Raw genomic sequence first — 14,795 nt, forward strand, 5'->3', positions numbered from 1 at the left:
TGTCACAAGATAATGTGGCCTAAACCAGTTTGGGAACAATATGGGGCGTCCGGGCGTTGCCCGCGAAAGAAAGGAATAATCATGAGTGCGAGCATTCACTTCCTGCGACCCTATCACGAGGCCTTTCTCGACGAGATTCCGCTGATGTGGCGGCAACCGGGCGAGGCCCCGACAGGCATCACCATTCATATCCCCGACCTCGGTCAGCGCAAGGAAGACAACCTCGCGCTTCTGGACCGTCTCGCGGACGACGAAGGCCAGGTGGCGATCACCCTCGACCTCGCCCGCCACGGGCGGCGGCGCGACGACGACCAACTCGGCCTCGCGATCCGCGAGAACTACGCGCGGGTGCTCTGGACGCTTCTCGGGAACACCGTGTTCGACATCCCGACCGTGACGACTTGGGCGCGCCACCGCTTCGGCGATCTGCCCCTGTCGCTCTCTGGCATGGGGCTCGGCGGCGACGCGGCGCTTGCGGCCGCCCGCATGGTCACCAAGGTCGACCGCGTGACCTGCGTGGGCGGCTCCCCCGACTGGTCCGCTCCGCTCGACGGGTTCGATGAGGTGACAGGCGCGCCCGATGCCCGCGCGGCGATGTTCCGCCAGACGCTCGAACCGATGCGCAACCCGGCCGATTACGTGGGCCAGCGCATCCATTTCCTGAAAACCGCGCGCGACGGGCGCGCAGCCGCCATCGACACCTTCAAATCGCGCATTCTCGACCTCGCGATCGGGGAGGGGGGAGAGATCGTGACGACCACGCTCACCCCGCGTGAGGGGATCAACTTCTCCGATCCTCTCGTCTGGTGGCCCCACATGTCCCGAACTGCGGCCTGACGGAGTTGCCCGCTCCGAGGCGTGTTCTGCCCGCGCCTCACAGACCGCAAAGCCCCGCCGCGATGTCCCCGCGGCGGGGCGTTTTCATTTAACGATCCGCGCCCAGTAGCGTGTCAGTAACCGCATCCGAGAACCGCCGTCGCTCGCCGCCGACAAGAACCGCGCCCGGCATCTCCGGGTCGCGCGTCGCCCCGGGCATCCCGTGATCCAGAAGCGCCGAAGCGCAGCCCGGCCAGTCACCCTCCGCATGCGGTTCATTCACGGACGCCCAGCTCAGGGTGCCGCAGACGTTGTCCCCGAACCCGTGACGCTCGGTCCAAACGCTTCCCCGTTCCAAAAGGTACCGTGCCAACTCCGCATCGCCCCGAAACACCGCCTGATTGAGTGCGGACGCATTCCAGTCGCCGCCCTTCACGTCCAGCGGCCAGCCGAGATCGACCATGAGCTTCACGGCGTCACGCGCGCCCGCCTCGGCCAACTCCGGCAACAGGCGCAACCGGTCCTGGTCGAGACTGGCCGGAAGCCCTGGCCTTTCGTTCAAGATCTCCTGCGCCATGTCCGCGTCGGCGCGCGCGCAGGCGGCGACGAACCGATCCTCTATGGTCGATGGCGTGGCTCCGCCCGCTTCGGCCAGCAGGTCTGCGACTTCGGGCAAACCATAACGCAACGCCGCGACATGGGCGCTGACCCCGGCCTTGTTTTTCACTTTCGGGTCCGCGCCAGCGGCGAGCAGGGCGCGTATATGCGCGGGACTACGCCGCCTGCGGATCGCCCATAATATGAGCCTCCCATTGCGCAGTTCGTTGCTGTCCCCGGCATGGTCGACAAGGCGCTGAAACGTGTCGAGATCGTCGAAGTCGAGGGCGCGGAACAACGCGTTCGTCCCCTCGACCCACGCCCCCGCCTCCAACAGGAGCGGCGTGCAAACCGGGTTGTCCAACGAATGATAGAGCGACTCCCCGTCGTTCGGGTCCGCCCCCGCCGCGATCAGGAGGCGCGTGATCTCCGGGTCGAAATAGACCCCCGCTGCACCGTGCAGCGCCGAGACCTCCCACGTATCGGCGGGCATATCGGCGTTGACTTGCCAGCTTCGGCTCAGCCGTCTGTTCGGATCCGCGCCCGCCTCCAGAAGCGCGGCGACGGTCCGAACAAGCCCGGTGTGATACTCCGGCAATAACACGAGGCTCGACTGGCAGGCCGCGATCAATGGGGTCAGATTCAGCCGCCCGCCAGCCCGGTCGATCCAGCCGGGTTCGGCCTCGATCTGGCGGCGAACCGCCTCCACATCTCCGGTCGCGCAGGCGATCAGCGGATCGTCCGCGATCTGGTCGCCATGTTCGGCCAGCAGCCGCGCGGCGGTTGCGGGGCGTGCCCTGGAATTTCCACCAGCGATCTCACCGGCATAGACCGTGCCCAGGAAGCTGTCGGTCATCGCATCGGGATCCGTTCCAAGCCGCGCTACGACCTCCACATATCCGCGCAGATCTGCCCATGACGCGAAGCCGTATTCCCGTGCGAGGCAGGATTGCGCGTCGTGGAGCCTGAACGCCATCTCGCGCAGTGCAATGTCGGGGGTGTGCCGGGCCGCGGGCAGGGCGGCGGCGAACCGCGCGACCGCCTCGGCGTCACCGTTTCGATAGCCCGCCAGCAATTCCTTGGCCTGACGTTTCAATTGCCCCAGATCGGGACGAGAGGGTAGGGATGTCATGGAAAACCTCCGCGCATTATATGCCGACGACCCGCAATCCGGCTGCACAAAGGTTGAGGAAATCTTTGCGTGTAGATGCAAGTGGGCTCTGCCCTTCCCGCGGGTCCGGGTGCGGCTTGCACCGCAGGCCGAACGCTAGGCCGACACCTGCCACATGTCAAACCGAGCGGCCGACCCTCGCACACGTCGCCCGCCGCGCACCTGCCACCCGCCAAGAAAAAGGGGCGGCCCCTCGGCCCGCCCCTCGCAGTCTCGTCGCATGGCCCGAGGTCAGTCGATCTTGTCGTCCTTGAACGTCCGGTGGCCCGAAATCATCGTCGACACCATAGACTGCCGCGACATGATATCTTCGCGGATCGCGGCGTAGATGTGGATGATCATGAAGATGACGATGAACCACATCCCGATGTGATGCAGCGTGTGCAGCACCATCGAATTGCCGACCAGCCCCAGCACCCATCCGGCGACGGTATCCGCGAAGCTTCCCTGCCCCGCGCCCTCCGCATAAAGCGCCCAGCCCGTCACGATCATGAAGGTGATCCCGATGGTCATGAAAAAGAACATCGCGATCTGAGCAAGAGGATTATGGCCCACGTATTTCTTCGGCGTCTTCTCGATGAACGCGTACCATTTCAGCTCATGGAACATCTCGCGCCACCAGGCCTTCTTCCACACCGGCACGTAGAATAGCTGCTTGGCGTGGTGGTTGCCGACGAAGGCCCAATAGATGCGCCCAAAAAACCCGACCGTCATGATCATCCCGGCGGCGAAATGGACAAAGCGAATGTAGCCGAACAGGAACTGGTGCGTCGCTTCACCGATCTGCATCGACGGCGGCGGTGATCCGATCATGAAACCGGTCGCGATCAGCACGACAATCGCAAGAGCGTTGGTCCAGTGCCAGATACGCACCGGCGCTTCGTAGACATAGACGCTGGTGCGGCGGCGGATGCTCTCGATGTCTGCTTCGGTCGCATCCCCGGTCAGCCGCGAACTTTGCAGCGGCTCGATCCCCGGATTGGCGATATGGATGGTGTCTTCAGCCATGTCAGTCCTCCCGCTGGCCGAGCGCCTTGCGCACACCCCCTGCGACGATCACCGCAGCGGTCGCAAGACCGACCGCGATCACCACATGCGCGATGTCGTGACCCATCGGTCCCGCAGCTTCGGGGTGGCCGGGGTGGGCCATCGCGGTCGCCGGCATCCCGGCGACCATCAGGGTAATCAGCTTCTTCATCCTTCGTCCTCCCTTAGCGAACTTTGACGTCGGCCAGCTCGTCGCCGTCGGGCGACATGACATGGGTCGAACAGGCAAGGCATGGGTCGAAGCTGTGCAGGGTGCGCAGAATCTCGACCGGCTCTTCGGGCCGCTCCATCTTGGTGTTCATGAGGCTCGCCTCGAACGCGCCGATGTTGCCTTGCGTATCGCGCGGACTGCCGTTCCAGGTGGTTGGCACGACGCATTGATAATTCTCGATGCGCCCGTCCTTGACCCTGATCCAGTGACCCAGCGCACCGCGCGGCGCCTCGGTCATGCCCACGCCCTTGGCCTCGGCGGGCCATGTGGACGGATCCCATTTGGCCACGTTCGCCGTCGTCTCGTCGCCGTTCTTGATGTTGGTGAGAAGCTTGTCGAAGAAGTGCTTTTGCAGACGCCCGCAATATTCCGACTCGAGCGCCCGCGCCGCGGTGCGCCCGAGCGTGGAGAACAGCGCCTCGGTCGGAAGGTCCATGTCGCGCAGGAGGCCCGTCACCTGCTCGGTGATGTCCTCGTGCCCCTTGGCAAAACCCACGACATAGCGGGCGAGCGGCCCGACCTCCATCGCGTGACCCTTCCAGCGCGGAGCCTTGATCCAGGAGTATTTCCCGGCCTCGTCCAACTCCTCGATGTTGGTCTTGGTGCCCTTCGCATTCGGACCGAGCTCGAACCGCGGGCTGGTCTCGCCATCCCACGGGTGTAGCCCCACGCCCGGCTCGCCGTATTCGTACCAAGAATGGTCGACGAATTCCTGCACTTGCTCGGGGTCGCGCGGATCGACGTCATGCACGACCGACAGGTCGCCATTGATGATCGCGCCACGCGGCAGGTGAAGCTGCTCGGGGCTGAAATCGTTGGGATGCTCCGGGATGTCGCCATAGGCGAGACAGGCCTGCGACGAAAGACCGCCGCCATAAAGCCAATTCTTGTAGAACCCGCCAATCGCCTTCACATCGGGCAGATACACGTTCTTGTTGAACTCGATGCACTTGTTGATGATCGACTCCACCATGTTGAGCCGTTCCATGTTGATCGCGCCGACAGCACCTGTACCGTGGACGTTGATCGGGCAGGGCACACCACCCACCAGCCAGTTGGGATGCGGGTTCTTGCCGCCGAAGATCGTGTGAATCTTCACGATCTCCTTTTGCAGGTCCAGCGCCTCGAGGTAGTGGGTGGTGGCCATCAGGTCCGCTTCCGGCGGGAGGAGGTAGGCCGGATTGTCCCAATAGCCGTTCTTGAACAGGCCAAGCTGCCCCGATTCCACGAACTTTTTCAGCCGGTTCTGCACGTCCCGGAAGTAGCCGGGACTCGACATCGGATGGCTCGGGCTCACCGCCTGCTGCAACTCGCTCGTGGCCTTCGGGTCGGCCTTCAGCGCGTTGACCGGGTTCACCCAGTCAAGCGCGTGGAGGTGATAGAAATGGACGACATGGTCGTGGATTTGCAGGTTGAGCTGCATGATATTGCGGATCGAATTCGCGTTGTCCGGGATCTCGATCCCCAGAGCATCCTCGACCGCGCGCACGCTGGTCAGCGCGTGCGTCCCGGTGCAGACCCCGCAGATACGCTCGGTGAACGCCCAGGCGTCACGCGGATCGCGACCCTTCAGGATCACTTCGAGCCCCCGCCACATCGTGCCGGTCGACACCGCGTTGCGGATAATGCCTTCGTCGTCCACGTTCACTTCGCAGCGCATGTGACCCTCGATGCGCGTCACCGGGTCCACGACGATGCGCTGGCCGGAAGTGTCGAGGTCGAAACCGTTGGGAGTCGTCGCCATGATCAGACCTCCTCATTCCTGGATTGAGCTTTGTTCTGCGCGGCCTTGAGCGCGGAGATCGCGGCATGGGCGGCAACACCGGCCCCCACGACCCCGGCGGCAGCGAAGCCGACCTTGTCGGCATTCGCTTCGACCCCGAATTGGGTCAGGTCGGTCACGCGATCGTAAAAGGTTCCCTGGTCCCAGAACCCGTCTTCGGAACAGCCAATACAGCCGTGGCCCGACTGGATCGGGAAAGAGGTGCCTTCGTTCCAGCGCACGGTGGAACAGGCGTTATAGGTGGTCGGCCCCTTGCACCCCATCTTGTAAAGGCAATAGCCCTTGCGCGCGTTCTCGTCGTCCCAGGCCTCGACGAACTGTCCCGCGTCGAAATGCGGGCGGCGGTAGCATTTGTCGTGGATGCGCTGGCCGTAAAACATCGCCGGGCGACCCTGACGGTCGAGCTCGGGCAGGCGGTCGAAGGTGAGCATGTAGGTGATGACCCCGGTCATGACCTCCGCGATGGGCGGGCAGCCCGGCACCTTGATGATCGGCTTGTCGGTGATGACCTTGTGCACCGGCGTCGCCTGCGTCGGGTTGGGCTTGGCGGCCTGCACGCAGCCGTAGGACGCACAGGCCCCCCAGCTGATGATCGCCTTGGCGTCCTTTGCGGCGTATTTGAGCTTCTCGACGAAGGGCTTGCCGCCGGTGATACAGAACATGCCGTCCTCGTTCAGGGGCGGGTTGCCCTCCACGGCGAGGATATAGTTGCCCTTGTATTTCTGGATCGTATCCTCGAGCGCAGCTTCGGCGGCGTGTCCGGCGGCAGCCATCAGCGTGTCGTCGTAATCGAGCGAGATCATCGACAGAACCACGTCTTTCGCCAGCGGGTGCGCCGACCGGATGAAGCTTTCCGAACAGCAGGTGCACTCCAGCCCGTGAACCCAGATCACCGGCGTGCGCGGCTTGGTCTCCATCGCATGGGCGATCTTCGGCACGAAGCTTGGTCCGAGCCCGAGCGCTGCGGCGGTGAGCGAGCAATACTTCATGAACGAACGGCGGGTGATCCCCTGCCGACGCATCACGTCGTAGAAGGTTTCGATATCGGCCAAAAGTCCCTCCCTTGGTCCAGACGGGCCACTGGAGACGCACCCGTGGCAGGTTCTGTAGGGAAGATTCGCCGATGCGAGCCGGCGATTGTATGGGATTGCACACAATCGCGCGGATTATCCGTAAGCTAATGATAAAAAACCGTTTCCCGGCCCACACGGCGCAACATGCCGCGCGCGCATCCGAACAGGAGCTAACCGGGTGACCGGCCCGCCGGTCAACCAGTTGCCACCACACCGTCCCACGCTCCGGTCGACCGACGCGCGGCATTTCGTCTCTTTCCGGCCAGAAATATCCCAGGGGGTGCGGGGGACAGCGTCCCCCGCTTTTCGCGGCGGGGCAAAAGCCCCGGCGCACGTCAGATCTGCCGCGCAGCCGCCACCAGTGCCTGACCCAATGCCAGCCCGCCGTCGTTGGCCGGAACCCCGTGGTGCAGGAGCACCGGCACATCACCGAGATGCCGCATGAGCGCCGCCTGCAACAAAGCGTTCTGCATCACCCCGCCCGACAGAGCGACCGCCTCGGCCCGGCCCGTCTCCACCAGCGCCCGGGCCGATGCGGCAAAGGCCGCCACCAGCCCCTCGTGAAACCGCGCCGCGGCGACCTCGGGTGCCTCGTCCCCCTCGGCCCAGACCGCGAACATCGGCGCCGGGTCGATCACCGCGCCATCCTGTCCGAACGGATAGGGCGCGACCATACCGGCCCGCTCCGCCATCGCCTCCAGCCTCATCGCCGCTTCGCCCTCGTAACTCTGCCGCTCCACGCAAAGCCCCAATGCGGCCGACATCGCGTCGAACAACCGCCCCGCGCTCGACGAAAGCGGCGCGTTCACCCCCGCCGCCACAGCCTGCCGCACCACATCCACCGGATAGCCCGCAAGCAAAGCCTCCGCGCGCGCGCCAAGCCCCGCCTGATCCAGCCGCACGAGCAGATTGCGCCACGGCTCCCGGCTCGCATGATCGCCGCCGGGAAGCGGGGCAGGGGCCAGATGCGCCACCCGCTCGAAGTCGCGATAATCGCCCAGAAGCACCTCGCCGCCCCAGATCGTGCCATCGCGCCCCAGCCCAAGACCGTCCAGCACGATCCCGGCCACCGGCCCGCCCGCGCGAGGCCAGCCGTTCTCGCCCATGACGCTCGCCAGATGCGCATGATGGTGCTGCACGCGCTCGACGGGCAGACTCATCGCCTCGCCCGCCTGCGTCGCGCGGTAGCCTTCGTGCAGGTCCACCGCCACGATCTCCGGCGTATGATCGAACAGGTCGCGGTAATCCTCCAATGCGCCCTGATACGCCTCCCAGGTCAGCGCCTCGTCCAATTCTCCCAAGTGATGCCCCAGAAGCGCCTGCCCGTTCTTCGTCAGGCAGATCGCCGCCTTCATCTGCCCGCCCATGGCCAGAACCTGCGGCGCATCCGCGAACCCGTCAGGAAGCGGCAGCGTCCCCGGCACGCGCCCCCGCGCCCGGCGCAACACCATGGGGCCTTGGGGCGTCACCCGCTCCACGCTGTCATCGAGCCGTCGCACGATCTCCCTGTCATGCATCAGGAACCCGTCGACGAACCCACCCAACGTTTCCCGCGCCTCAGCGTTCCCGATCACCTGCGGCTCGCCCGACAGGTTCCCGCTCGTCATCACCAGCGGCCGCCCGACCGCGTCGATCAGCAGATGATGCAGCGGCGTGTAGGGCAGCATCCAACCCAGCCGCGACTGTCCGGGCGCCAACCCCTCGGGCAAGGCTTCGCCCTTCGTAAGCAGAACGATCGGCGCCGCCGCCTCACGCAGGAGCGACCATTCGGCACCGCTCACCTGCGCAAAGCGCGCCACCATCTCCTCGGTTCCCATCAAAGCGAGCGGCTTCGCGGGCCGCCGCTTGCGCTCCCGCAAAAGTTCCACCGCCCCGGCGTTGGTCGCATCGCAGACGAGGTGAAAGCCCCCCAGCCCTTTGACCGCCACGATCCCCCCGGACAGGATCACGCCCGCCGCATCGCCTTCACCCTCGAACCAGACCGTCGGCCCGCAATCCGGGCAGGCGATGGGCTGGGCGTGGAAGCGCCGGTCGCCGGGGTCTTCGTATTCCGCGCGGCAGGCGTTGCACATCCCGAAATCCGCCATGCTGGTGCGAGCCCGATCATAGGGCAGCCCCCGGATAATGGTGAAACGCGGTCCGCAATGGGTGCAATTGGTGAAGGCGTAGCCAGCCCGCCGGCCATCGCCCCTTATCTCGTCCAGACAGGCGGGGCAGGTTGCGGCATCCGGCACCACCCGCGTCTCGGCCCCCGGCCCACCCGAGGCCGCGATCTCGAAGCCCTCCTGAAGGTCGCCGTCCCAGTCCGACACCTCGACCGCGTCCACCCGCGCAAGCGGCGGCGCTTCGCCCCCGACCCGCGCCACGAAATCCTCGACTCCCTCCCCTCCGACAAAGACCAAAACCCCCTCGGCATCGTTCAGAACCCGGCCCCTCAGCCCAAGCTCACGCGCCAGCGTCCAGACGAAAGGCCGAAACCCCACGCCCTGCACCTGCCCGCGAATCCGAACGCGCCGCTTCATCGTGCCGAAAATATGCCGGGGGGGACGGAGACCCGTTTACGGGGCTCCGTGGGGGGCTGCCCCCCCACCTTGCGCGACCCGGCATCCGCCGGGGCGCAAGTCAATGCACCGTGCAGACCATGCATGGGTCGAAACTCCGCACGATATGCTGCACCGAAAGCGGCGTTTGCTCGCCCTCGGACAACGGCGCACCGACCAGTGCGGCCTCCAACGGCCCCGGCACGCCCCCCGCATCGCGCGGGCTGAAATTCCACGTGGTCGGCGCGACGATCTGGTAATTCGCGATCACGCCCCCCTCGATCCGCACCCAATGGCCGAGCGCCCCGCGCGCAGCCTCGACCAGCCCGACACCTCGCCCCTCGCGTGGGATCGTCACCGGCACCATGAACCGCGCATCGGTGTCGAGCGTGTCGACCCAGTGCTCCATCATCGTCTGCAACCGGGCGAGTTCCAGAAGCCGCCCGGCGACCCGTGCCAGCACCCCGCCATCCACCAGAGCACGGGCGAGCGGATGCCCGTCCACCACCTGCCGCGCGAGCGCCCCGGTCTCGAACGCAGCACCACCATAACGCGGGGCCTTGCACCAGCTATAGGCGGGGTCGGTCATGTCCTCATCCGGCATTGTGCGGCCCTCTTCGGGATGCGCGGTGTCCCCGATCATCCAGGCGTGGCTGACGTCCTCGGTGATCCGCGCGGTGTCGAGCGGCGCGACGGAGCCATCGAAAACCCCCTGCGCCATCGCCCGGCCGCCTGCCAGCGGATAGGCCCCGAACGACAGGTAACGCCCCGACCCTCGCCCCATCTCCGCCAGCCCCAGATCGGCCGCGATCTCAAAAAACAGGCCCGCATCGCCCGTATTCCAGCGCAAGAGCGCCTCGACGCTCTCCAGCGCGGCAAAATCTTCCAAAGGTGCCCCGAACATGACCTCCTCCAGATACCGGCGGAAACCGCGCAACGTGGCCCGCATCCGCACCTTTTCCGACGCCGTCGGCGTGCGCGTCACGCCGCCCGGCTGGATCGCGAGCGTATGGGGCCATTTGCCTCCGAGCGTTCCGACGATGTGGAAAAGCTCGGCCCGCGCCTCGACCGACCGGCGCACGGCGCTGCCTGCACCTGCGGTGAACCGCTCCACGGCGCGGGCGTGCCAATCGCGGCCCGCATATCCGTCCCGCGCGAAATCGGGCATGAAGAAGAGGTTGAAATGCGTCAGATGGTCGCCTGCATTTTCGGCGGCGTGCAGAAGCGCCGCGACCTGCGCGCCCATCGGCACCATCTCGGCCCCCGCCGCATCCGCGAGCGCAAAGGCCGCCGCCGCCGACTGGCTGATCGAGCAGATCCCGCAAATGCGCGGCGTGATGGTCAGCGCATCGCGCGGGTCCTTGCCCTGCATCATCACCTCGAAACCGCGATAAAGCGGCGAGTTCGCGCGCGCTTCGCGCACCCGGCCATCGGCGATGTCCAGCCGCACTTCGAGGTCGCCTTCGACCCGGTTGAAAGGCCCGACGATCAACTCGCTCATCGGCGCGGCTTTCGGATGCTCGGTGGCACTTCCACTCGGTCGCTGACCGCGTTCTCGCCGATCCGTCTCGGGGTCGCGGCCTTTGACAGGGATGCCAGTGCCATGAACCAGGCTTTCGGCATGTCGGTCGGCAGACCCACGGGTATGCCCGCGATCTTGGGCGTCTCGGTGAAGCTGTGGCTCGGTTCCTCGAATTCCGGCGCGGTGCAATTGATGCAGGGGTAGCCTGCGCGGGTGCACGACCCGGACCCGTTCCACGCGCGGATGTTGCAGTCGCCTACCGCTTGCGTGCCGATACAGCCGAGGTTCTCCATCATGCAGCCAAGGTCCGAGAGCTTCTCGGCACTCGCTTTGTATTCGTAGAATTCGTTCTTGGGGCAGGCATGGTGGACGAGGTGGTCGGCGTAGAACCGGGGGCGCGCGTAATCGTCGAGATCGCCGGGGCCAAGCGCGCCGTCCGCGAGAAGCATGAAAGTTTCCGTCACCCAGTCGGGATGAACAGGGCAGCCCGAGACGTTGACGACCGGAAGCCCGGTCGGGTCGCGGAAGGTGGGCGCAAGTGCCGCCCCCGCTTCGGCCCCGTCATATTGAACACCGACGGCGTCCGCCGGGTTGCCGCCTGCAGCGGTGACCCCGCCATAGGTGGCGCAGGTGCCGACCGCGACAACGTGCTTGGCGCGCGGGGCCAGCGACTGCACCCAATCGAGCATCGAACGGCCTGTGCCGCCGAGCATGTTGAACTTCCCGGTTCCCTTCGGACCGCGCAAAATCGAACCTTCTATGCACAGAATGTCCAGCGGTATGTCGCCCGCCTCGACCTTTTCCAATAAAAGGCGGGTTTCGTCGCCGGTCGCCTCCGACAGCGTGGGATGCCAGAGGATGTCGATCCCGACGCCCTCGAGCAGGTCGAACAGGTTGGGGTCCTCGGCGCACAGAAGCGACATTGTGCAACCGCCGCAGCCCGCCGCTTGAAGCCAGAGCAGGTTCATGCGCCGCGCTCCAACGGCAGGGTCAGGGTGAAGCGGGCACCCCTGCCGGTATGCTGGGCGAGCCGCAGGTCTCCCCCATGTTCTTCCGCGATCTTGTGGCTGATCGGCAGGCCCAGCCCCGTGCCCTTGCCGACCTCCTTGGTGGTGAAGAAGGCGTCAAAGACGGCGGCTTGAAGGTCATCGGGAACGCCGGGACCGTTATCTTCGACCCGGACGAAGGCCATACCGTCCTCGGTCCCGTAGGTGACGTCGATCACCGGGGCATCGGTGCCGTCCACCGCGTCGGCGGCGTTCTGAATGAGGTTCATCATCACCTGCTGGATATGCCCCTTTCTCCCGAAAGTGTCGAGCCGTTCGGGGCCGTGGCGGATGATTTTCGGCATCGACTTCACCCCGCGCGCGACCCAGTTGATCGCGGCTTCCGTTGTCCAGACGAGGTCGAAGACGCTCATCTCGCCCTGACCGTCGGCAGACAGCCGGCGCAGGTCCTCGACAATGTCGCGCACCCGCTCCGACCCGTCGCGCGCTCCGTCGAGCGCGGTGCGCAGCCGTTCCATCGCGCGGTCGAGCTTCAACGTGTCGCGCAGCGCGACCAGCGTTGCGCGATCTTCGCCGCGTTGAACCGCGTCGAAATACGTCTCGAGCTTGGCGGCCGATTTCTCCATCGCATGGGCATTTGCGTAGACGAAGGAAATCGGATTGTTCAGCTCATGCGCCACGCCCGCCAGAAGGCGGCCGAGCGAGGCGAGCTTTTCGTTTCGCACGAGGTGCAATTGCGCCTCTTTGAGCTGCCGGTGGCTCGCTTCCAGCTCCGAATAAGCCCGCCGCAACTCGCCCAGTGGCCGCCCCGTGATGACCGCACCGCGGGTGCGCCCCCGGTCGCCGATCCGGGGCGCGATGGAAAGGTCGAAGGGGGCCGGCGCACCGCGCGCAAGAAAGTCAGCCTCGATCCGTCCCGTCACCCGCGCGTCGATCGCCGCGCGCAGATGCGTCTCGACCTCGGCCCAGTTCTTCGGACAAACGAGATCGGACAACGAGGCACCCACGCCCCCCGCGCCAAGCTCTTCGAGCACCGAGCCCGACGCTTCCTCGATCGCGCCGTCCCGGTCCACGACGAGCACGAGGTCCGAGACGCTCGAGAACACAGACCCCATGAACCGACGCATCGCGTCGAGTTCGGCGTTGCGCGCTTCGAGTTCTTCCTGGTAGGCGACAAGCTCCTGGTAGGTCTTGTCGACCGCCTGCAACACTTCGGCCCATGCCGCATCGGGCAGGGTCGGGGCCTCGGTCGCGCCGGGCGTGTCGAACGGGTCGTCAAATCGTGCCACGCAAGGGACTATAGGGATGCGCCGGGGCTTTGGTAAGAGGCGTCGGGGCCGCAGATGCGGAGCTTGGCGCCGGATGGCGAAAAGCGGGCGCGACTCACTTGACGGAGGCCAGAAAACGGCCTAAAGCCCCCGGACGGAATTCAGGGCGCTGCTCGTGCGGCGCCCGTTTGTATTGACTGGCAAGTCCGTATGGCCAGACGCGCGACCGCGACGGGACGCGCAGAAAGCCCCGGAAACTGCCCGCTAAGTGAGGATGAACCCATGTCGCGCGTCTGCGAACTGACTGGTAAAGGCCCGATGACTGGCAACAATGTCAGCCACGCCAACAACAAGACCAAGCGCCGGTTTCTGCCGAACCTGAACGACGTGTCGCTCGTGTCGGAGACGCTCGGCCGCCCGATCAAGTTGCGCATCTCGGCATCTGCCCTGCGCACCGTCGACCACCGCGGTGGCCTCGACAAGTTCCTGGCCAAAGCCAAGGACGAAGAGCTGTCGGCGAAGGCGCTGAAGGTCAAGAAAGAGATCGCGAAGGCCCAGGCAACCGCCTGATCCATCCGATTTCGACGAAATCGAACACGGCCCCGCCCCGCGGCGGGGCCGTTTCTTTTGTGCGCCGTTGCCACAATGAGCGCGCCAGGGCGCGCGCAGGATGAGCGCCTGCGGCGCGGATGGGGGCTGTCTGCCCCCACCGTCACGTTCGCGGGACGCGAACGCGACGCCCCCGAAAGTATTTTTCGAACAATGAAGCCGTGACCGGTGCGGCGCAGGCGCATCTTGTGTGGCCTGCGATCCGGCGATACGACGGGTCCATGCGCGTCCTGCTTGCCATTGCCATGAGTCTCGTGCTCGCCCTCTCCGGTGCCGTCCTGGCCGGGGCGAAGGGGGCCTCGCATGATATCGGCATGGAGATCGTGATCTGTTCCGGGATCGGCATGACCACGATCACCATCGGTCCCGACGGTGAGCCGATCGAAAAGAGCGAAGTCTGCCCCGAGGGCCACTCCCTGCTGGCCGCCACGTTTATCACACCCGATATGCCGCAGCTCGAGGTAAGACTGCTTGCGGTCGCGGAACGCGTCACCCATGACCGCGTCGCGCCGCGGCATGAACTTTCGCCATCGGCACGCGGACCTCCTGTGACTGTCTGATTTTCAGCGAATACAGACACAAACATCCAGGAGAAACCAAATGAAACCCATCATCCTTGCGGCCATCGCCGCGTCTTTCGCCATGCCTGCTTTTGCCGACAGCGAAATCGCCATCTCCGACCCCTACGCCCGGGCCTCCGGCATGAACGCGATAGCGGGGGCCGCGTTTTTCGGAATCGCGAACAGTGGCGATGAAGACGACCGTCTGATCGCCGTGCGTTCCGACGTGGCCAAACGGGTCGAGCTTCACACCCATATCGAGGGCGAAGGCGGCGTCATGAAGATGGTCGAAGTCGAAGAAGGCTTCGCCGTTCCCGCAGGCGGCATGCACATGCTCGAACGAGGCGGAAACCATGTCATGTTCATGGGCCTCAACCAGAGTATTGAGCAGGGCGACATGGTGTCGGTCACGCTGGTCTTCGAAAAGGCCGGTGAGATCGCGCTGGAAATCCCCGTCGATCTCGACCGTCAGCCGGACATGAAACATGGCGACATGAACAATTCCAACTGATACTGGTCGCGCGAAGGCCGTGTTTCCTGACCCGTTAACGCTTTCATAACCGACAGCCTGTACCACTCAGGTCATGGTTA

13 protein-coding genes are annotated in these 14,795 nt (G+C 65.4%); 4 read left to right on the forward strand and 9 right to left on the reverse strand.

Going from position 1 to position 14,795, the window contains the following annotated elements; all coding sequences use genetic code 11:
- Positions 1–81: 81 nt before the first annotated feature.
- Positions 82–837: a hypothetical protein gene (locus KJP28_RS17780; RefSeq protein WP_218393965.1), complete on the forward strand. Its 756-nt coding sequence runs from the start codon at positions 82–84 to the stop codon at positions 835–837.
- Positions 838–925: 88 nt separating this feature from the next.
- On the opposite strand, the gene KJP28_RS17785 is transcribed toward KJP28_RS17780, so the two are convergent.
- The 9 genes from KJP28_RS17785 to KJP28_RS17825 form a co-directional block, all read right to left on the reverse strand.
- A complete protein-coding gene (locus KJP28_RS17785; protein WP_218393966.1) occupies positions 926–2,545 on the reverse strand; it encodes an ankyrin repeat domain-containing protein in 1,620 nt (539 codons plus the stop codon).
- Between the two features lie 270 nt (positions 2,546–2,815).
- Positions 2,816–3,592: a Ni/Fe-hydrogenase, b-type cytochrome subunit gene (gene cybH / locus KJP28_RS17790; RefSeq protein WP_218393967.1), complete on the reverse strand. Its 777-nt coding sequence runs from the start codon at positions 3,590–3,592 to the stop codon at positions 2,816–2,818.
- A 1-nt stretch (position 3,593) separates the two neighbouring features.
- Positions 3,594–3,782, reverse strand: coding sequence for a hypothetical protein (locus KJP28_RS17795; protein WP_218393968.1), 189 nt, complete (start codon positions 3,780–3,782; stop codon positions 3,594–3,596).
- A 13-nt stretch (positions 3,783–3,795) separates the two neighbouring features.
- Positions 3,796–5,586: a nickel-dependent hydrogenase large subunit gene (locus KJP28_RS17800; RefSeq protein ID WP_218393969.1), complete on the reverse strand. Its 1,791-nt coding sequence runs from the start codon at positions 5,584–5,586 to the stop codon at positions 3,796–3,798.
- 2 nt (positions 5,587–5,588) lie between these two features.
- The gene (locus KJP28_RS17805) at positions 5,589–6,677 is read right to left on the reverse strand and encodes a hydrogenase small subunit (RefSeq protein WP_218393970.1); all 1,089 of its coding nucleotides are present in this window, start codon (positions 6,675–6,677) and stop codon (positions 5,589–5,591) included.
- A 356-nt stretch (positions 6,678–7,033) separates the two neighbouring features.
- Positions 7,034–9,220: a carbamoyltransferase HypF gene (gene hypF, locus KJP28_RS17810; protein WP_218393971.1), complete on the reverse strand. Its 2,187-nt coding sequence runs from the start codon at positions 9,218–9,220 to the stop codon at positions 7,034–7,036.
- A gap of 100 nt (positions 9,221–9,320) precedes the next feature.
- Positions 9,321–10,739 carry a nickel-dependent hydrogenase large subunit gene (locus KJP28_RS17815; RefSeq protein ID WP_218393972.1) on the reverse strand — a complete coding sequence of 473 codons (1,419 nt, stop codon included), beginning with the start codon at positions 10,737–10,739 and terminating at the stop codon, positions 9,321–9,323.
- Positions 10,736–11,728 (reverse strand): NADH-quinone oxidoreductase subunit B family protein, encoded by a 993-nt coding sequence (locus KJP28_RS17820; protein ID WP_218393973.1) that lies wholly within the window; start codon positions 11,726–11,728, stop codon positions 10,736–10,738. The genes KJP28_RS17815 and KJP28_RS17820 overlap by 4 nt, the downstream gene beginning before the upstream one ends.
- Positions 11,725–13,056: an ATP-binding protein gene (locus tag KJP28_RS17825; protein WP_218393974.1), complete on the reverse strand. Its 1,332-nt coding sequence runs from the start codon at positions 13,054–13,056 to the stop codon at positions 11,725–11,727. The genes KJP28_RS17820 and KJP28_RS17825 overlap by 4 nt, the downstream gene beginning before the upstream one ends.
- Before the next feature lie 261 nt (positions 13,057–13,317).
- Here KJP28_RS17825 and rpmB point away from each other — a divergent pair, with 261 nt between their 5' ends.
- From rpmB to KJP28_RS17840, 3 genes are all read left to right on the forward strand, one after another.
- Positions 13,318–13,605, forward strand: coding sequence for a 50S ribosomal protein L28 (rpmB, locus tag KJP28_RS17830; RefSeq protein WP_218393975.1), 288 nt, complete (start codon positions 13,318–13,320; stop codon positions 13,603–13,605).
- A gap of 260 nt (positions 13,606–13,865) precedes the next feature.
- Positions 13,866–14,204, forward strand: a complete 339-nt coding sequence (locus KJP28_RS17835) for a hypothetical protein (protein WP_218393976.1) — start codon at positions 13,866–13,868, stop codon at positions 14,202–14,204.
- A gap of 40 nt (positions 14,205–14,244) precedes the next feature.
- Complete coding sequence (locus tag KJP28_RS17840) at positions 14,245–14,715, forward strand: copper chaperone PCu(A)C (RefSeq protein ID WP_218393977.1); 471 nt, start codon at positions 14,245–14,247, stop codon at positions 14,713–14,715.
- The last annotated feature ends 80 nt before the right edge of the window (positions 14,716–14,795 follow it).

The organism is Maritimibacter dapengensis (genome assembly GCF_019218265.1).
Classification (GTDB): domain Bacteria; phylum Pseudomonadota; class Alphaproteobacteria; order Rhodobacterales; family Rhodobacteraceae; genus Maritimibacter; species Maritimibacter dapengensis.